Raw genomic sequence first — 20290 nt, 5'->3', positions numbered from 1 at the left:
CATGATGAATTGGGAATTATTAGCAAATAAATCACTCCAAGGAGACGAAATAACGGATCAGGAGGCACTTGCCGTTTTAGAATGTCCAAACGATGAAATATTAGATCTATTACATAGTGCCTATCAAGTTCGCAAAAAGTACTATGGGAACAAAGTAAAGCTCAACATGATTATCAACACTAAATCAGGTCTATGTCCTGAGAATTGTGGCTATTGTGCACAATCAAGAGATTCGACCGCCCCCATTGAAAAATATCGAATGATGGATAGAGCGACGATTATCCAAGGTGCTAAAAGAGCGCATGCACTAAAATCAGGTACATATTGTATTGTAGCTAGTGGTCGAGGACCCTCTAAACGGGAGCTTGATACGGTAACTTCAGCTGTTGAAGAGATCAAACAAAATTACGACATTAAAGTTTGTGCATGCTTAGGACTGTTAGAACCAGAGCAAGCCAACCAGTTAAAAGAGGCTGGTGTTGATCGCTACAACCATAATATTAATACTTCAGAAAATCATCATGATAATATTACAACAAGTCATAGCTACGATGACCGTGTAGCAACAGTAAACGCAGCCAAAGCAGCTGGAATCTCTCCTTGTTCGGGTGTTATTGTTGGCATGAAGGAGAAAAAAGAAGATGTTATTGAAATGGCGCGAGCATTGAAGAGGCTGAATGCTGATTCAATCCCTGTCAATTTCCTGCATGCGATTGACGGGACATTACTAGAGGGAACAAATGAATTGACCCCAACGTATTGTTTAAAGGTTCTTTGTTTATTTCGTTTTATCAATCCAACAAAAGAAATTCGTATATCTGGTGGAAGAGAAGTTAACTTGAGAAGCCTTCAACCATTAGGGCTTTATCCAGCTAATTCTATTTTTATAGGTGATTACCTAACAACTGAAGGACAAGCTGGTTTAAAAGACCACAAAATGATAGAGGATCTAGGGTTTGAAATTGATTATGTCACCACGGAAGAAGAAGATTCTATAGGATTAGTTTTTTAAATATAGCTCTGAAGATTAAACACCTAGAGGGGCTCTAGGTGTTATTTTCGTTATCACAAGCGTTAAAAAACGTAAAGTACTGGTTTTCAGCAACTTACAAGTTGGATGGACGAGATCTTCATTCTCTATATTCTTTTCACGGTAATAGCTTCACGCATCTTTTTGAGTGCTTCTTGCCCCTCTTCTCCCCTGTTCATCAATACGTTCACATATAATAAATCAATTAATGTAAGCTGGGCAATGCGGGAAGAAAATGCTTCTGTTCTAAAATCGGTTTCTCCAGAGCTTGTATATAGTGGAATATGTACCGCTTCACTTAATGTTGATTTCGCAAAATTGGTAATCGCGATCGTATTTACTTGATTCTTTTTCAACACGTTTAAAATATGTAAAATATCCTTCGATGACCCTGAATGAGAAATGAGCACTGCACAATCCTTCTCATCAAGCTGTGAAGCTGCCATCAATTGAAAATGGGTATCTACTACAGCTTGAACCGGTAATCCAGTTCGAATAAACTTATGGTAAGCGTCTAACGCTACTGTATTGGAGCCTCCACTACCAAAAAAGTGAATTTGACGAGCAGACAATAATATATTTACTGCTTTTTGTAATTGTTCTTCATCTATAATCTTTAATGTTTCTTCCAAGGTTTGAATATTGGTACGAAACACTTTTGTGGCCACGGTATCAATCGCATCATTGCTATCCACTTCTTCATGAATATGATGAATAGAGGACACTACTTCAGAAGCTAATGCAATTTTCATTGCTTGATAACCTTTATAACCTATCCGCTTACAAAAACGAAAAACGGTTGAATCTGCAACATCTAAATCCTCCGCAAGCTGATTAATCGAAGAATGAATGATTTGATTCGGATTTTCTAGGATGTAATCAGCAATCTTTCTTTCTGTCACACTAAACCTCGGATAGTTTCTTCGTACTTTTTCTAAACATGTTTGATCTCTTTTTCTCATTAGCATTCTCCTGAAACAACGTTTAGTTTTATTATACAAGATTAGTGTACGAAAAAAATATTTTTTTGTAAACGGTTGAAAAAAGAATTTTTTTTCGTATAATGTATGAAGAACGAAAATTTTTTCGAAAGAGGATTGGTAATGATGCAAATAGGCATGATAGGTTTAGGGAAAATGGGATACCAATTATCGCTAAATCTAATAAATAAAAATTATACAGTTGTTGCCCATGACACAAATGAAGAAGCCTTACAACGCATTGCTTCAGATGGTAGTGAGGCCGCTCAAACGATAAAAGAATTAGTTAATCGCTTATCAGCACCTCGCACAGTTTGGATGATGGTACCGGCAGGAGATGCTACAGAAACAGTTTTTCGATCTTTATTAGATCAGCTTGAAAGCGGTGACCGTATTATAGATGGTGGCAATGCTCATTATAAGGATTCCATCAAGCGAGGAGAAGCTTGTAATGTGAAAGGCATCCACTTCTTTGATTGTGGTACAAGCGGTGGTGTGGATGGTGCACGAAGTGGTGCTTGTACAATGATCGGCGGAGATCAGCAGGAATTTAAAAAGATAGAAACACTTTTTCAAGACCTTACGGTTGAGAATGGATATTTATATACTGGCCCAGTTGGAAGCGGTCACTTTCTTAAAATGGTCCATAACGGGATAGAATACGGTATGATGCAAGCTATTGCAGAAGGTTTTGATATTCTAGATAAAAGCCCTTTTGCTTACGATTATGAAAAGGTTGCCAAAGTGTGGAACAACGGCTCTGTTATTCGCTCATGGTTAATGGAATTAACAGAAAATGCTTTTGGAAAAGATCCAAACCTCGAGCAAATGAAAGGCATTATGCACTCATCAGGAGAAGGAAAGTGGACAGTTGAGACAGCACTTGACTATGAGATGGCTGCCCCTGTGATTACGATGGCTTTAATGATGCGCTACCGATCACAAGAAGATGACACATTTACAGGAAAAGTAGTGGCAGCCCTCCGCAATGAATTCGGTGGTCATGCTGTAACTAAAGTCTAAAAAAATTTTTTCAACAAAGGATGGAAACAACATGTCAGATCAAATGTTAATACTTATTGCTTTAGCAGGAATTTTTCTATTATTATTTTTAGTTATTCGAACAAAATTACACGCATTCGTCGCCTTACTAGTAGTCAGCTTAATTGTTGGAATATTGGCAGGAATGCCTCTTGGTGACGTAATCGACACAATGGAACAAGGTATGGGAGGAACATTAGGCTTTGTCGCTGTCGTTGTTGGTCTAGGTGCGATGTTTGGCCAAATGCTTGAAGTATCTGGTGGTGCTGATCGTTTAGCACGTACCATGATCAATAAGCTTGGAGAAGATAAAGCGCAATGGTCATTAGGTATTACAGGATTTCTTGTAGCGATTCCGGTCTTTTTTGATGTTGGATTTATCATTCTTGTACCAATTGTATACGGTTTAGCAAAGAAAACAGGGAAATCATTATTGTATTATGGTATTCCTTTACTTGCTGGTTTAGCTGTTACACACAGTTTTATTCCTCCGACTCCCGGACCAATAGCGGTTGCTGATTTAGTAGGAGCAGACTTAGGATGGGTTATTTTGTTTGGTGCACTTGCTGGTATACCTTCGATGATTATTGCTGGTCCACTATTCGCTCGTTATATTTCAAAACGGCTACATGTTGTCGTACCAGAATACATGAATATGGAAGAAGTAGAATATGATGATCGTGAATTGCCTAGCTTTTCATTAATTGCTTCCATTATTTTAACACCGTTAGTATTAATTTTATGTAATACATTTTCGGACTTCTTTTTAGAGGAAGGAAATATAGCTCGTGACATATTCACTTTCTTAGGACACCCTTTTGTTGCATTAACGATTGCAACGATCTTAACCTTTGTTTTCTTAGGAACTAAACGCGGTCTTTCTCGTCAAGAAGTACAAGATATTGCAACGAAAGGATTGGAACCTGCAGGAATTATTATATTAGTAACTGGTGCAGGTGGTGTATTTAAAGAAGTCTTAATTCAATCTGGTGTAGGTGATGTGATTGGTAACATGATGGCTGGCTCCAACCTACCACCTATTTTACTTGCATTTTTGATTGCGGCTGCCGTACGTGTTGCACAAGGTTCTGCAACTGTGTCCATGGTAACTGCAGCAGGACTTGTCGCTCCTTTAATTGAAATCTTAAATCTTGAAGGCCCCGTTTTAGGGTTAATTGTTATCGCAGTTGCATCAGGTGCTACAGTGTTATCACATGTCAATGATTCTGGTTTCTGGCTAGTTGGTCGCTACTTTGGTTTAGATGTAAAGGATACATTGAAATCATGGACAGTTATGGAAACATTAATAGGTCTTGTCGGTTTATCCGTCGCACTTATTTTAGGAATCTTTATTTCATAAAGTGAGACTACATCAGTGGGGGTTTTTGACCCCCACTGATGGGTTAGCGAAACTTATCAGAGTGTTAGCGTCCGTTATCCCCCACATAGCTTCTTTGATTTACCCGAACCTTTAAGTGTGGTTTTACGGACGATTAGCACCGTGATAAATTTATAAATGGGCACTGCCATTTTAGAAGGCAGTGCCCATTTCTCACTTTACATGGTGAATTATAAACTAGTATAAAGCAGGCTTTTATTGCGATAGTTCGGCTACTTTTACTAATAGTTTGCCAATATTATTTCCTTTAAATAGATCAAGAAATGCATCTGGTATATTTTCAAAGCCTTCTTTGATCGTTTCTTGATATTTTAATTTGTCTTCTTGTAACCACTCTGCAAGTGCTCTTGCCCCTTCAGGGAAGCGGTCTGCGAAATCACCTATTGTGAATCCTTGCATTAAGGCACTTTTCTTAATAAGTGTTGTTTGTACTCGCGGTCCAATATCTTCACCTTCCAAGTTATAACTTGATATGGCGCCACAAATTGGCATACGTGCGAATTTGTTTAAATGCGTATGCACTGCGTCAGATATCTCCCCACCGACATTATCAAAGTAAACATCTACACCGTTTGGACAAGCTTTCGCTAAATCATTCTCAAGATTTGAAGTTGTCTTATAATTAATTGCCTCATCAAAATGTAATTCTTCTTTTAAATATTGAATTTTCTCATCTGAACCTGCAATTCCTACAACATGTGCTCCTTTAATTTTGGCAATTTGGCCTACAACTGATCCTACTGCTCCTGCAGCACCCGAGATAACAACCGTTTCCCCTTCTTTCGGTTTTCCAATCTCAAGTAGTCCAAAGTATGCTGTTAAGCCAGTCATGCCTAAGATACCTAAGTGAGTGGTTATAGGTGCTATATCCTTATCAATCTTTCTAATTTCACTTTCTTTTGCAGTATAATATGTCTGCCAGCCGTATCCACCCATTACTACATCACCGGGTTGGAATTGATCTGACTTGGATTCAACGACCTCTCCAATTGCCCCACCTTCAATAACTGCATTCAACTCAAAAGGTGCTACATATGAAGGAGCATCAATCATTCGCCCACGCATATAGGGATCCACGGATACGTAAAATGTTCGAATCAAAACTTCGCCATTTTCCGGTTGCTTACTTTCTGTTTCTACCAATTTAAATGTATTTATATCAGGTTTACCAGTTGGTCGTTCTGCTAAAATAATTTGTTCTTTTTTATTATTCATCTCTATCTCTCCCATTCAACTTTCTATGTTTAGCTAAAGTAACAAAAATTAGGGATGAAAGAAAGTTAAATGCTTCAGGCAAACATTTCAAGTGACTACCTCTGCTTATTAAGTATCACCTTGCAATTTTAGAAATAAAAGAATAGGCATACTGGGCCCACCAGAGTAAAAAAGTTGCCAGCATGAGATAAACCATTGTATATATCCAAAATGGTATTTCAACTACGAGTACACCAAAATAATACAATGGCAAATCAATCCCGTAAACCAAAATAGGAGCAAGTAACCGCCAGCGAAGCTTTCGAAAGAGTATAACCGCTACAGCAAATAGTAGACCTTTTATCAAGCCCATGATCGCTGATATAAAAATGCCATCACGATAAACATTTTCAAAAAAACCAAATTGATAAAGGCGAATTGAAGCAACAGACATTATGTACATTATGGTAGCCGCACCACACCATCCTTGCATCCACAACGATAGAAAACGTGACCATTTAGTACCTAACTGAAGAGCTCGCATCCAGAATTTAGCTAATGAAAAGAAAAACAATGTGCCAATAAACGTGTATTCCTTCCTCCACCAGTTTGCATGATAAATATCTAACCACTCAAATAACCATTCTACACCTACCAATGTTACTGCAAATAGTATGAACCAACGTAACCTAAGCTGGTACACCGCAGCTACTACACCTAAGGTTGGAATGACAAATAAATTGGAGACAATTGCCCCTAATACGTTATCGTAGTATTGAACGGAAAGCACTTCAGGACTATAAAAGTAGCTGTTTCCGATAATCATGACAAAAAGTTCTGCTATATATACGATCCCAGAAAAACATAGAAATAATACAGTTAAACCAAATTGACGTTTATGAACCATTATTATAGTCAGAATTGTTATGCTTACAATAGTAAGGATCAAATAAGGGACATAGTTAGGCATTTGTCAGACTCCCTTTTTTTATTATGATATCCAACAGCTCCTCTATAGTATACGCAAAACCATTTTGCTAAATTGATAAAGTACCTATTATTACAAGAACTAAAGTAGGTTAACATGAAAGTGACACATAATTTGTTTCTGTATCATTTAGGTTTAGTTATTGTTAAAATAACCTTGTGAATTATAAACCCTACCACTAAACCAGGAACTAAAAAGGCCATAGGTAAAAAAACGGAGCCAATTAACAAGCCAAAAAGTCTTAACTTCGCTGAATAAATTAAACCAACCGTTAGGGAAAAAGCCCCGAATACAAAAGGAATGTAAGAAATTGAAGTTGTTTCACCTTCTGCATCACGGTAGGCATCCCACATTGCAAACATATATAAACAAGGATAAAACATAAGCCATTGATAGTTAGTTATCTCAATGGCTCTATTTATTTCTCCTGTAAAGGAATAGATAATCGCCAAATTAAAATTACTTTGAATATTTACCAGAAACTCTAGAAAAAGAAATACAATCCCTTTTATCATCTTTCCGTTTAGAAACTGACCGAATCCAGGTAATGCTATGCTCCACAATAAAGCCTCATGTTTTTTTGGCCTTCTCATAGCATTTGACCTGTCATTCCTCTGACTTACTTCCAGATGAATTTTTTGAAAGCTTGTTTCGGTCCGCAGCTGTCGGAAGCTCCTCTAGCCAACCATTCCCAATCGTAAGATTCAGTCCTTCATTTGCAAACTTTGCTATATCTGCTGTGAGAATAGCAAACTCACCATGTAAATCATGACGCATAATTTTAGAAACAGCTTCACCATAGTTCAAAATACCAATCCCATTTGCAAGGCTTGTATGATACATCATTAACTTATCAGAAAAAGGTGGCGTTGTAGAATCCGTAAGGTGGGCATCCATTGAAGATGGAACTGGCAAATCATCACTAATAAGAAAATTCCCTAATTGTTTAATTTGCCTATCTGCTACCTGTGCCCCTTGCTTAAAATATTTGCGCAATTTATCAGAGGATGCAACTTGGCTAAATCCTAGCATTAATGCTTTACCAAGTATGTTAGTATTGATATTCACTTGTAAATGCTTTATTTCTAGCGCTAATAAGGGACGCTTTTTTCCTGCTATCAATGAAATAAATGATTCTTTTTCAACAAAATCCACTTTTTTAGGATAAGGGACAATAGGAGCTGAAATACTAACCCCTTTAGAAAGCAATAAATGATATCCTTTTTCAAATGTAATCACCGTATCATCTAAACACATTTTAAAATAATCCATAATATCTTGCCTATGTGAACTCCAAAGTGCACTCCCATAAGTCATCAGAGCTGCTCTAGACATTTCTACCACATAAAAAACCATAAAAATATCACTAAAAAGTCTGGGGGCATCTTTTCTAACATCTTGTTCTCCAAACCCAACAGGAACTGGAATATTTTCTTTTGTAAAAATCTCTTTCATCATGTTTAGGTGCTTTCTCGAGGTGTCTAAAGCAAATTCAAGATACTCCTTAACTTCATCATCTTTAACCACTTGAAGATGATGTTCAAAGACACAAGCAAATAAAGAATCCCCCAAATAATTTGAAAATAGATCGCCTAATTCCGATGAAATTAACTTTTGGTTTTGCTGATGTTCTTTATTTTGTTCCATTATTTCTTTTTCTTCATAAGATGATGTATCTTTTTCCATCAGTAATATCCTCCTAAACAATTCTCTAGAAGGTAGTATTTGTGTATATTAAAAAAATTATTAAACTTAATAATAAGAAAGATATATGTAATTTCCATTAAAAAGGTGAACCATCAATTGGTTCACCTTTTGTTATTCATAAATTTCTTAATTTTTACTATTATTATCATTAACTTGCTTCGACAGGTTCTTTAAATTAGTTAAACTAGTCTGTAAGCATTCTAGTGGAGGACGTTCACAAACATCCTGTTCCACCGCATACCATTCGATACCGTTTGCTTCTCCCCATTGTAGGATTGGGATAAAGTCAATCACCCCTTCTCCAACTTCAGCAAATGTCTCACGTTCATCATTTGTCATATCTTTCAAGTGAATAATTGGCATACGATTTGCGTATGGGTATATAAAGTCAACAGGGTCATGCCCGCTCTTTTTCACCCAATAGACATCTATTTCAGCCAAAATTTTATTTCCATTAAGGGGGTTAAGTATATAACTTAATGCATCCTGCCCATCAATCTCTTGATCAAACTCGAATGCATGGTTATGATAACTAATCCGATAATCTGGTGCTTGCTTGGCAACTCGATTTAAAGTTTCTTTAACTTCACGATAGCCAGATTCATTTCGTAATTCATCCGATAGAAACGGACAGATAATATCTTTAGTCCCATATAAATCCACTTCTTTTAATACATTATCCAGATCGTGTTGCAAACGTTTCAGAGGAGTGTGCATCCCTACAGCTTTTAACTTATTTTCTTCCAATGCAAGTGCTACCTCTTTAGGATCATAACCTTCTGGCAATGCTGAGATTTGTACACCTGCCCAGCCCATCTCTTTCAACTTTTTAAATACCGGACGAATTCCCTCTTTTTTTAATTCCTCACGCACTGTATATAACTGTGCGGCAAATTTTTGTTCCATTTAAATCATCTCCTTTTTCAATCAACACAAAGAAAACAGTGAAATCACCTATAGGTAATCGCTTTTAGTAGTTACATTATATTAGGATTTTGGATAAAAATCATTGCATGACGTTACTTAGATTATTAGGAAAATTATCTGAGTGTGCATTTTAGTAGAGTAGAATGCTATGATACCTCTCAAAGTCAATTGAATAATCTTTTATTATTTATTATTTAACCGAATATGACGATAGTGATTTGCAGTTACTCCGACTTTTTCACGAAAAAAACGACTAAAATGTGAAACGCTTTCAAATCCGCACTCATATGCGATATCTTTCAAAGGTTTATGAGGTTCCATTTCTAATAAATATTTCACTTGTGTCAGACGGCATCCCATCACATATTCCATTACAGTATAACCTGTCATTTCTTTAAACACATGAGAAACATAAGACTTACTTAAGTTAAGTGCTTTTGCTATTCCATTTAAAGATAACTTATTCATGTAGTTAACTTGAATATATTCAGCGATTTTTTCTGAATGTTCAAACTTATCACTTTTCCGATCTGATAGTGTAATAGAATTAAACTGACCGAGATGATAAACACTAATTAATACTTGAATTAGCAATACTTTCAGTTCTGATTCATGGATAGCATCGTTCTGTTTTGCTGCTCGTTCCATCTTCACAAGCCGTTGGATTACTCCCTCTAAGTATTTTGATTCATCGTTTTCCTTCGTACGAATTAAGCAATGATGCAGTTTTTTAAAAATATCTAATAAATACATACTGTCAATTTCTAAAAGAACACCTTTAATCCATTGAGGAGAAAAATGAATGACACTTCGAATATACTCTTTATTTGGATTTACATTAGGCTTATGAAGTGTCATTCCATCCATAAGCAATAAATCACCTGGTTCCAAATCAAAAATCTGGTTATGTATTAAATATCGACAAGATCCTGAATGAAAAAAGTAAATTTCATAATGTTCTGGATGTGAATGGTAATCAAACTCACCACTTCCACTTGTACGATATCCTATTCGCAAAGGTTTATTCAAATGCCCCATTCCTTTCTGATGGATGTAAATATACCCAAAAATCCTTTTTACATATGTATCCTCACTAAATTTTACAATATTCCGGATAATAATACACGTTTTAGTAGTATCCTTAACTCTTCATATCTGTAGGGAACGACCTTAGAACTATTACTTAATAAAAAATGGTTTTTCAAAGACCCTCAGATAATTTTGGAAGAAAACTAAATATTCTCAGGTCATGAATTAACGGAATCTTTGAATTATAATAAACTTAATGTAACCGCTAACATTTTGCTGGATTTGCATATTTCCTTTTGTGGTGTGCGTACATCGAATCCATCAGGACAATGGTTACAGATCTGAGTTGACCTAGAATATATGATTTTTAGCTATGCTTTAAAGGAGGTGACTTTATCCGTAACCTGTTGTAGCCTATCCCTTTGTTCAAGGAGATACGGAATCTATGAAACGTTTAAAGCAAAAGCAGGTCAGCTAGGGTCAATCAAATGAAGAGGAGGAGAAATATATGATGAAAAAAATAGGAAGTTTGTTTGTGATTGGTTTTATGTTTGCAATATTACTTATGACCGGTACAGTTTATGCAGATGACGTTAATACAAGCTATTACATTTCTCCAACGGGTAGTGACAGCAATCCAGGAACGAAAAACGAACCATTTAAAAGCATAATGAAAGCACAATCAGCGGCGTCCTCTGGGGATACAGTATATATTCGTGGAGGAATTTATGATGAATTTGAAATACCGGAAACAGATAATCAACACGAAGAAGTTTATCATTATGTGCATGATATTCATAAGAGCGGGATTACCTATAAGGCTTATCCTGGAGACGAAAGGCCTGTTTTTGATTTCAGTAATGTGCCAACTGATCAACGAGTAGCAGCTTTTTATGTAGGCAAAGAAGTTACCGACGTCAATTTCGAAGGATTTAATGTAACAGGTATTAAAGTTGGTGATCAAAAACAATCCGAAGCTTTTAGATTACATGGACAAGCAAACTTTTGGAATATGATTGTACATGATAATGAAGCAAGTGGTTTTTATTATGCTGGTGACCCTGCGTCAGGTATTGTTTATAATTCCGATGCTTATAACAACATTGGACCAACTGATAGATCAGCTGGTAATATAGATGGTTTTGGTGCTCATGGAGAAGAAGTAGTATTCATTAACAACCGTGCATGGAATAATAGTGATGATGGATTTGATAGTATCAGTTCAGAAGGATCGGTAATTCATCATAAAAACTGGTCTTTTAATCATAGGGGTAACCAGGATGGCAGAGGCGATAAAAATGGTTTTAAAGTCGGTGGATATAGTTATAGAACAACCGGAATTCCGGATCCTGTTCCAGTTCATACCGTTCAATACAATTTAGCTGCGAATAACGGTGGTAATAACTTTTATGCTAATCATCAGCCAGGGCAATCAGCTTACTGGATTAATAACACTGCTTATAATCCTGGATATGGTGCTAACTTCAATATGCTAGAGCGTGTTAGTCCAACGAGTAAAGAAGACATCCCTGGTTACCGGGAAGTTTTACACCATAACATTGCTTATGAGGGTCCACTAACATCAAATAATAATACTCCGCCAGAAAATGAAACGAATAACTCTTGGACCATAGATGGTGGTCTTGAAATCACATCTGAAGATTTTAATAGTCTTGACATTACCCAATTAACTGCACCTAGAAAACCAGACGGTAGCTTACCTGATGTTACATTTATGCAACCTGTAAATACCAGTCCTCTTTATGAACACGATTTAGGCTATCTTGCTTACCAAAAAGACCCGGTTTCTGCCTTACAAAGACTAGTGACAGTATTTACCCAATACGGAATGATAGATAATCATGGAATCGCAAATAGTCTCCAAGAGAAGTTAGATAAACATAATCTAACTCCTTTTATTAAACAAGTAGAGGATCAATCTGGAGATCATATAGATAAGGGTATAGCACGTGTTCTTGTGCTAGAAGCGCAAGCGTTAATGAATGAGTAAGGAAATATGCTGAGAAGCACCACAGCCAATGTGGGGCTTCTCATTTTTTAATCCTGGACATTTTTATGAATGGAGTTACACCAGGAAGTTCTAACTATTAAAAAAAAGAGCGCATACCTGGTTAAGGAATAGCGCCTTATTTAACAGGTGATGGGGCTTCTTCCCTTTCAATAGAAAACCAACCATTTACTCTGTCCAAGACAACTTGCTTTTCCGTAACCATTGATAAACAGCTCGGTGAATACCTATTTGATAGATTTGAATTACAACTGGTAAGGGAGTCAAACAAAGGGTTTCTCGTAAATGGGACAGAGCGTTACTAAAAAAAAAAGAGTTTCCCACAAGTCCTAGAACTTATGGAAAACCTCTGATTTTTCACCCTTGTTTATTACAGTTTCCCTGCCTAAACGCACACAGGATGGTTTTGATTTCTTTTTGTTCTCGAGCCATCAAGTGTATAATTATCTAAATGGAAATCTTCACAAATAACGGACAATAAAATTCACATTTTAAAGATGTTGTATAATTACCGCCTAATAAAACTTATCCCCCACCTTCAGCAATATTTCCTTTGATTTACCATTATTCTTACTACTCCTCAATGAATATTTGCCTTGGTTACGCCTAGTTGTTTAGATATGTCATCATAGCTGAACCCTACATACCCTTTTTGTTGTACTTTTATTGCTAAACCTATGATTTGATCTTTTCTGTTTTTACATATCCAAATATTAACTAACAAATAGGTAAGTGTTAATGTAAAAGTCCTCATGCGAGACTGATTTTACAAAATGCCCATTCGCCAAACGATTGTATTTTATTGAATATGTGACGTTTTTCACTCTGTTTTTAATCCCTTTTTCTTGTGTCCAAATCAGCATGAGTATTCATCGAACACAAATACATAAAAACATCAGAAATTGCCTAAACTAGCCAAGAATAATACTTGATTGTTTTCATATGAGGAGGTGATGGTTCCTTGCGGAATTTCATAAAACAAAAAAACAATTCGATACATGATTTGTTTAAAAAGGTTTCTAAATCTGATGATTTTTACCAATTTTCCACTAAAAGCGTCAATGAGTCACCCATATATTTTTCCTATTATAAGAGCCTTATTGATGAAAAAAAAATTCATCATCATCTCCTTCCATATATTCAATCTGCAGAGGAGGTATTTACAGAACTTACGGATGTAATGAATGCCATACCTATAGAAGATCGAGAAATCACTTCCGATGCTAAAGTATTCATAAACAAACTTACGAAAGGCTACATATTCATTCATTTAACGAAAACTCCTGAGAAAGGTATTTTGGTTAATCTTTCGAATGGAACGAAGGGTAATAGAGATTTTAATAATGCTGAAAATGAATATAGTGTCATTGGACCAAATGTGGGGTTTGTCGAAGATCTTGATACAAACATCAGCCTATTAAGAAGGAATATTTCATCCGATGATCTTGTTTTCAAAGAAATTACTAAAGGGTCTCTTTCAAACACTCGGGTTATGATTGGATATATTGATGGAATTGCAAATCCAAAGCACATTCAAACCATGAAACAACGTCTTGAGGATTTAGATATGGATGTTATATTCGATAGTTCAGTTCTAGATCAGATTATTTCTGATAACGCAACTACACCTTTTCCGCTATTCATGTCTACAGAACGTTTGGATCGTACAACCTATATGCTTTTACTTGGACAAGTAATCGTTATTAGTGACGGTTCAGCTTATATTTTCGCAGGACCTACTAGTATATTTAACTTTTTTATATCACCAGAGGATTATTACTCACCGTGGTCAGTAGGGTCTTTCTTTCGATTAATACGATTTATAGGTGTCCTTTTTTCAATTTTGGCATCACCTATATATGTCGCAGTATTAACACACCATTATGCAATCATTCCGGAAGATCTGTTAACTCCGTTAATCATGTCAAGGGCAAATGTCCCGTTTCCTCCTTTACTGGAAGCTTTATTTTTAGAAATTACAATAGATCTCTTGAGAGAAGCAGGAGCCAGACTTCCGACAAAAGTAGGCCAAACTCTGGGAATTGTTGGAGGTATTGTAATTGGGCAAGCTGCTGTTCAAGCTGCACTTACAAGTAACATTTTATTAATCATCGTAGCTCTTTCGGCACTTGCTTCTTTTACTACTCCTATTTTCAAGATGTCTAATACCATTCGGATATTAAGATTCCCACTTCTTTTCTTAGCTGCAATTTGGGGAGGTTTTGGGGTAACCCTGGGTCTTACCTTTATCCTGTGCCATCTAATCAGGTTAAAATCTCTTGGCACACCCTATTTGGCACCTCTATACCCATTCAGGTACAGAGATTTAAACGATAGTTTTATTCGGTCTTCTTTAAGCGTCACGACTAAACGGTTTACTTTCTTTAGACCTCTAAAGTTGCATAGGTACAATGTCAAAAAGCATAAAGACATCGAGGATGACTATAATAACGAATAACTTATTTCTTTTTCAAGAGGTTGTGGGCCATGATGAAATTTTTAAAAATCGTATGTGTCCTGTTGTTAATAGTAGGATGCTCTAGGAATAAAATAGTCGAGGATTTAAAAATAATAGAATCATTAGGCTATGATCTTGAAGATGATAAAATAAAAGGGAGCGCCTCTTTCCATGTTTATCATGATGTACCAGCAGGGGCACAAGTAAAGCTTCTTACAGCAGAATCCGAAACTGTAAATGGAATATTTACGACGTTTACGCAACAAGTAGAACAACCCGTTGCAATTGGAAAAACAAGAACAATATTAATGGGAGAACCTTTTGCAAAAGAAGGCATTAAAGATTTGATTGGTACGCTTGTCAGAGATCCAATCATAGAAAGCAATGCAAAAATGGCAATATCAAAGCAGGATGCTGCTGAAGTCCTTAATCTTACTATAAGAAAACCACCATTTTATCTCTCTAAGGTAATTGAACAAAATATAACATACGGGAATACGCCGAAGACGAACATTCATACAGTATTAAATCAATACTATGGTGCTGGGCAAGATGTTTACTTGCCGGTCTTAACCATTTATGAATCTGAGAAGATAATGGTTGATGGTTTAGGAATTTTTAAGGGTGACAAATTGATGATGCTCCTTCAGGATAGGGAAGCGTTCCTCTTTAAGATCATTAAAGACAAAAATATTAGTGGTACTTATGAATTCATCAGCGAACAGAAAGAGAAAATCTTTCTAAAAATTATGTATGGAAAACGAAAAGTCTCCATTAAAAATACTCATCAAAAGCCACAGGTGAAAATTAAACTTGAATTGTTTGCAGATATTAAAGATTACCCAAGGTCTCTTGATCTTTCTAAAAAGAAAGATCAAGATAAATTATCTAAAAAGATCGAAAAAGAATTAAGCACAAAAATTGAAAAATTATTGGAAGAGTTTAAAGAGGAACAAGTAGATCCTGTGGGATTTGGAGATTTAGTTAGAAGTGAAAAACGGGATTGGACGCAAGATAGCTTTAATGATCAATACCCAAATTTAGAATTTGAAATTGAAACGAAGATAAACTTTCTCTCGACGGGAGTGAATGGATAGTGGAGCAAAATAATAAAGAAAACTATTTAGTTTCTACTTTTTTTGTTTTCTTTTTGATTCATTCCTCTCAAACAGGAATTGGTCTTCTGAACTTTCAGAATACGATTATTGAAAATGCTGGACATGATTCATGGATCTCAATTATTATCACTGGTCTAAGCCTTCATATTATATTATGGATGATACTAAAAATGGTTAGTAACCCTACCAAAGACTTGTTAAAAATCCACCAAATTTCGTTTGGTGAAAAAATCGGGAATTTTTTATCGGTTATTGTAATTGGATACTTTTTACTTTTGGCTCTTACCGTTTTTCGTACTTATATAGAAGCTTTACAGGTATGGGTATTCCCAATGATCAAAACTTGGGAGCTTAGCCTAGGGTTAGCATGTCTAATCATTTATATCATTACCGGAGGATTCCGAACATTGACGGGAATAAGCTTCCTAGGAGTGGTTCTACCTTCTATTCTTCTGTTAACGTTATATTTTCCTTTACAATATGCTAATTTTAGAAACCTAATGCCGGTTTTTAACCATTCAATTCTGGAAATAGCTCAATCCTCTAAAGCATCTTCCCTTATATTTATTGGGTTTGAGTCCTTGTTAATTTACTTCCCGTTTATTAAGCGCCCTTCTAAATCTGTAAAATGGGCACATGGAGCATTAGCATTTACAACTTTCGTATATCTATTAGCTACATTAATAACCTTCGTTTATTTTAGCCAAGGTCAACTTAAGCATACATTATGGCCGACATTAGCCATGATTAAGAGTGTTGAAATTCCTTTTATCATGCGAATTGAATTTATTTTTATCTTTACTTGGCTTTTGGTTATACTTCCAACCGTCTGTATTCCAATCTGGTGTTGTACGAGGATCTTAAAGAAAATAACGAAAATAAAACCAAGGAAATCATTATATACGATTATGCTATTCATTTTCTTTTGTAGCATCTTGATTGATGACCGTTTGAAAGTAGATGCACTAAGGAATTTCGCCTCAGAGATAGGTTTCTATTTCATATATAGCTACATACCACTTTTATTTATCATTTTTTCCATACGTAAAAGCAAATTCAAAAGCTCTGAGTATTAAGTTCAATGAAAACCTAGAAAATATCTGCTTTGAAGAATCTGGTGTTTAAGTAATTTAAAAGTTTTTCTATGTTTACTTTTCGACTGTCTGGTAAAAAACTGAACACTGCCTAAAGGTAGATAGATCAAATATAATATCTGGTTACCTGGGGAGTTTTGTATATGGCCAAACAATAATATTCTGTTGAATTCAAGCTTAAGTTTAGTTTCAATTTTAATCCATGGCCTGACCTATGTATTAATTTACAGTCTATCTTTTCAAAGTAAGAGGTCCATACCTTCCCCTCTCCCTTAAAGAAAGCAAAAGCATCACCTTTTTCAAGAACATTCAATTCGTAGTGAAACAGTTTATAAGTGCTATTTTTATCATTCATTATCTCTTTGAATTGTTCTTCAAAAGACTTTTGATCCGTACATCCTATTAAAAATATAAAAATCGTAAAAACTAAATAAAATTTTAATCTTCTCATATACATCCCCTGTTCATTCAATCCCCAACTAGTACCAGTTATTTCAAAAAATCACCATAAGCTCAACTTTTAATTTAGCCATCAGCTTACTCTAATATCTCGAAACCAAGTCTTCAATTATCCTGCCCTATACTTGAAAACTCAGTTTTGAGATAATCGTCCTGTCACTTATAACTACTATTCCAAAAAGTTATTGGGGGAGATGGCAAATGAATGACTGCTACCCATTAAAAGAAAAGCCTCTCAAGAGTTTATATACTCTTGAGAGGCTTGTAAAATTAGTGAACGATTTTTAAAACCAGTCAAAATCCAGTCAAGTTGTTTTAAAATCCTATGTTGAAAGGGTTTTGGGCGCTATCACATCATGCCGCCCATACCTGGCATTCCGCCACCCATTCCACTCATATCAGGGGCACCGCCACCATCTTCTTCAGGAAGGTCAGCTACAACAGCTTCAGTAGTTAAGAACATAGCCGCTACAGATGCTGCGTTTTGAAGTGCAGAACGCGTAACTTTTGTTGGGTCTACGATACCAGCATCGATCATGTTTACCCATTCGCCAGTTGCTGCGTTGAAACCAATACCTACTTTTTCACCTTTTAGGCGTTCTACAATAATTGATCCTTCAAGTCCTGCGTTTGCAGCGATTTGACGAACTGGCTCTTCAAGTGCACGTAGAACGATGTTAACACCAGTTGCTTCGTCACCTTCTAGGTTAAGCTCAGCCACTTGTTTGTAAACGTTAAGTAGTGCAGTACCACCACCAGAAACGATACCTTCTTGAACTGCTGCACGAGTTGAGTTCAATGCATCCTCAATACGTAGCTTACGTTCTTTTAGTTCTGTTTCTGTTGCAGCACCAACTTTAACTACTGCTACACCACCAGCAAGTTTTGCAAGGCGCTCTTGTAATTTTTCTTTGTCAAATTCAGAAGTAGTTTCTTCCACTTGTGCACGGATTTGTGTAACACGAGAAGAGATTTGTTCAGGGTCACCAGAACCTTCAACAATTGTAGTATTTTCTTTTGTAACCACAACTTTAGAAGCGCGACCTAATTGCTCAATAGTTGTATTTTTCAGTTCTAAACCAAGATCTTCTGTAACTACTTCAGCACCAGTTAATACAGCAATATCTTCAAGCATTGCTTTACGACGATCACCAAATCCTGGTGCTTTAACTGTTACTGCATTAAATGTACCGCGAAGTTTGTTTAATACTAATGTAGCAAGTGCTTCACCTTCAACATCTTCAGCGATTAAAAGAAGCGGTTTACCTTGTTGTACTACTTGCTCTAATACTGGTAATACTTCTTGAATATTGTTGATTTTTTTATCAGTAATTAAAATGTACGGATCTTCAAGCACTGCTTCCATTTTATCTTGGTCAGTAACCATGTATGGAGAAGCATATCCACGATCAAACTGCATACCTTCTACAACTTCTAATTCTGTGTTGAATCCTTTAGATTCTTCGATTGTGATAACACCGTCGTTACCAACACGTTCCATTGCTTCTGCGATTAATTGTCCTACCTCGTTATCACCAGAAGATATAGATGCAACTTGTGCAATAGATTCTTTACTTTCAATAGGCTTAGAGACTTTTCGAAGCTCTTCAGTTGCAATCTCAACAGCATTTTCAATTCCTCGACGTACACCTACTGGGTTAGCACCAGATGCAACGTTTTTTAGACCTTCTTGAATCATTGCTTGTGCTAATACTGTTGCAGTTGTTGTACCATCACCAGCTACATCATTTGTTTGAGATGCAACCTCTGATACTAGCTGTGCACCCATGTTTTCAAATTTATCTTCTAATTCAATTTCTTTTGCAATAGTTACACCATCATTAGTGATAAGTGGTGAACCGTATTTTTTATCTAATACAACGTTACGACCTTTTGGCCCTAATGTTACTTTTACTGCATTTGCAAGTGTATCAACCCCGCGAAGCATTGCGCGACGTGCGTCTTCACTAAATTTTAACTCTTTAGCCATAGTAAAAAACCTCCTTAAATTTTGAAAAAAGTTATGTTATTTATCGATAATGCTCTTCGTTAAACTTAGCCTACAATCGCTAAAATATCACTTTCACGAAGAATTAAGTATTCTTTACCTTCAAATTTTACTTCTGTACCAGCAAATTTAGAGAAAATAATAGTGTTACCTTCTTCAACTTCTAGCGCTACTTTCTCACCATTGTCTGTTACACGACCAGAACCAACAGCTACAACCTTACCTTCTTGTGGTTTTTCCTTCGCAGAATCTGGAAGAACAATTCCACTCGCTGTTTTTTCCTCTTGTTCTACAAGCTCAATAACGACACGATCACCTAATGGTTTAAGCATCTTTTCTGTTACCTCCTTGATTTCTCATTCATTATTTTGTTGATTATTAGCACTCGTTCAAGAAGAGTGCTAACACAATTATTATAATAATGAAATCTATTTTTTTTTGCAAGTATTTTAATGCTGTTTTTTTAAAAAATTCATGGCAAAATACTCACATACTTCTATGTGTAGACGAAGTATTTCAATTTTATTCTAAATTTATGTTAAAATACGTACTACTTTTATTTTGTTTCAAGAATAAAATTATTCATTTAAATATTGATATAACAGTGTTTAGGTCACTTTTATAAATATGTTGGCAATGCAAAATCATGCAATAAAACGAATGTATTTGGGGCAAATGTATAGAAAAAACACAAACGGTAAATGAACTGCCCCCTGTCAAGTAGACAGTGGAAATAATAAAAAGGATTTATGCGGCCTTATTCCTACACTCCATAGGACTGAGGCCGTTTAATCTTTTCTGGTATCGCTCCACATTATAGAAATGGATG

At 35.9% G+C, this 20290-nt stretch carries 18 protein-coding genes; 7 read left to right on the top strand and 11 right to left on the bottom strand.

Annotated elements, in window-relative coordinates:
• Position 1 precedes the first annotated feature (1 nt).
• Positions 2-1012 carry a biotin synthase BioB gene (gene bioB, locus ACTWP4_RS12860; protein WP_443129176.1) on the top strand — a complete coding sequence of 337 codons (1011 nt, stop codon included), beginning with the start codon at positions 2-4 and terminating at the stop codon, positions 1010-1012.
• 125 nt (positions 1013-1137) lie between these two features.
• Here the strand turns inward: bioB and ACTWP4_RS12855 are convergent, their stop codons facing one another.
• Entirely contained in the window at positions 1138-1992 is an 855-nt protein-coding gene (locus ACTWP4_RS12855) for a MurR/RpiR family transcriptional regulator (protein ID WP_443129175.1), read from the bottom strand.
• A gap of 144 nt (positions 1993-2136) precedes the next feature.
• Between ACTWP4_RS12855 and gnd the strand changes: the two genes are divergently transcribed.
• Positions 2137-3033: a phosphogluconate dehydrogenase (NAD(+)-dependent, decarboxylating) gene (gene gnd / locus ACTWP4_RS12850; protein ID WP_443129397.1), complete on the top strand. Its 897-nt coding sequence runs from the start codon at positions 2137-2139 to the stop codon at positions 3031-3033.
• 31 nt (positions 3034-3064) lie between these two features.
• Positions 3065-4411, top strand: a complete 1347-nt coding sequence (locus tag ACTWP4_RS12845) for a GntP family permease (protein ID WP_443129174.1) — start codon at positions 3065-3067, stop codon at positions 4409-4411.
• A 234-nt stretch (positions 4412-4645) separates the two neighbouring features.
• Here ACTWP4_RS12845 and ACTWP4_RS12840 read toward each other — a convergent pair whose 3' ends face one another.
• The 6 genes from ACTWP4_RS12840 to ACTWP4_RS12815 all read right to left on the bottom strand — a co-directional run bounded on the left by ACTWP4_RS12840 (position 4646) and on the right by ACTWP4_RS12815 (position 10295).
• A complete protein-coding gene (locus tag ACTWP4_RS12840) occupies positions 4646-5665 on the bottom strand; it encodes an NADP-dependent oxidoreductase (RefSeq protein ID WP_443129173.1) in 1020 nt (339 codons plus the stop codon).
• 115 nt (positions 5666-5780) lie between these two features.
• Positions 5781-6614, bottom strand: a complete 834-nt coding sequence (locus tag ACTWP4_RS12835) for a hypothetical protein (RefSeq protein ID WP_443129172.1) — start codon at positions 6612-6614, stop codon at positions 5781-5783.
• Between the two features lie 143 nt (positions 6615-6757).
• Positions 6758-7225 (bottom strand): hypothetical protein, encoded by a 468-nt coding sequence (locus ACTWP4_RS12830; protein WP_443129171.1) that lies wholly within the window; start codon positions 7223-7225, stop codon positions 6758-6760.
• A gap of 13 nt (positions 7226-7238) precedes the next feature.
• Entirely contained in the window at positions 7239-8279 is a 1041-nt protein-coding gene (locus ACTWP4_RS12825) for a DUF3231 family protein (protein WP_443129170.1), read from the bottom strand.
• A 186-nt stretch (positions 8280-8465) separates the two neighbouring features.
• Entirely contained in the window at positions 8466-9245 is a 780-nt protein-coding gene (locus ACTWP4_RS12820; RefSeq protein ID WP_443129169.1) for a sugar phosphate isomerase/epimerase family protein, read from the bottom strand.
• A gap of 204 nt (positions 9246-9449) precedes the next feature.
• Positions 9450-10295, bottom strand: a complete 846-nt coding sequence (locus tag ACTWP4_RS12815; RefSeq protein WP_443129168.1) for an AraC family transcriptional regulator — start codon at positions 10293-10295, stop codon at positions 9450-9452.
• Positions 10296-10803: 508 nt separating this feature from the next.
• Between ACTWP4_RS12815 and ACTWP4_RS12810 the strand changes: the two genes are divergently transcribed.
• The 4 genes from ACTWP4_RS12810 to ACTWP4_RS12795 all read left to right on the top strand — a co-directional run bounded on the left by ACTWP4_RS12810 (position 10804) and on the right by ACTWP4_RS12795 (position 16976).
• Complete coding sequence (locus ACTWP4_RS12810; RefSeq protein ID WP_443129167.1) at positions 10804-12306, top strand: right-handed parallel beta-helix repeat-containing protein; 1503 nt, start codon at positions 10804-10806, stop codon at positions 12304-12306.
• A gap of 979 nt (positions 12307-13285) precedes the next feature.
• On the top strand, positions 13286-14782 hold the full coding sequence (locus ACTWP4_RS12805) for a spore germination protein (RefSeq protein WP_443129166.1): 1497 nt from the start codon (positions 13286-13288) through the stop codon (positions 14780-14782).
• A gap of 29 nt (positions 14783-14811) precedes the next feature.
• Entirely contained in the window at positions 14812-15879 is a 1068-nt protein-coding gene (locus ACTWP4_RS12800; RefSeq protein WP_443129165.1) for a Ger(x)C family spore germination protein, read from the top strand.
• Positions 15879-16976, top strand: a complete 1098-nt coding sequence (locus ACTWP4_RS12795; protein ID WP_443129164.1) for a GerAB/ArcD/ProY family transporter — start codon at positions 15879-15881, stop codon at positions 16974-16976. The genes ACTWP4_RS12800 and ACTWP4_RS12795 overlap by 1 nt, the downstream gene beginning before the upstream one ends.
• Before the next feature lie 124 nt (positions 16977-17100).
• Here the strand turns inward: ACTWP4_RS12795 and ACTWP4_RS12790 are convergent, their stop codons facing one another.
• The 4 genes from ACTWP4_RS12790 to ACTWP4_RS12775 all read right to left on the bottom strand — a co-directional run bounded on the left by ACTWP4_RS12790 (position 17101) and on the right by ACTWP4_RS12775 (position 20289).
• Positions 17101-17445 (bottom strand): hypothetical protein, encoded by a 345-nt coding sequence (locus tag ACTWP4_RS12790; RefSeq protein WP_443129163.1) that lies wholly within the window; start codon positions 17443-17445, stop codon positions 17101-17103.
• Positions 17446-17802: 357 nt separating this feature from the next.
• On the bottom strand, positions 17803-19443 hold the full coding sequence (gene groL / locus ACTWP4_RS12785) for a chaperonin GroEL (protein ID WP_443129162.1): 1641 nt from the start codon (positions 19441-19443) through the stop codon (positions 17803-17805).
• A 65-nt stretch (positions 19444-19508) separates the two neighbouring features.
• Positions 19509-19793 carry a co-chaperone GroES gene (groES, locus tag ACTWP4_RS12780; protein WP_443129161.1) on the bottom strand — a complete coding sequence of 95 codons (285 nt, stop codon included), beginning with the start codon at positions 19791-19793 and terminating at the stop codon, positions 19509-19511.
• Positions 19794-20208: 415 nt separating this feature from the next.
• Positions 20209-20289, bottom strand: coding sequence for an IS3 family transposase (locus ACTWP4_RS12775; protein WP_443127340.1), 81 nt, complete (start codon positions 20287-20289; stop codon positions 20209-20211).
• Between the last annotated feature and the right edge of the window lies 1 nt (position 20290).

Origin of the sequence: Gracilibacillus sp. D59 (genome assembly GCF_052246695.1) — a bacterium.
Classification (GTDB): domain Bacteria; phylum Bacillota; class Bacilli; order Bacillales; family Amphibacillaceae; genus Gracilibacillus.
This window is presented reverse-complemented; position numbering and strand designations above follow the sequence as displayed.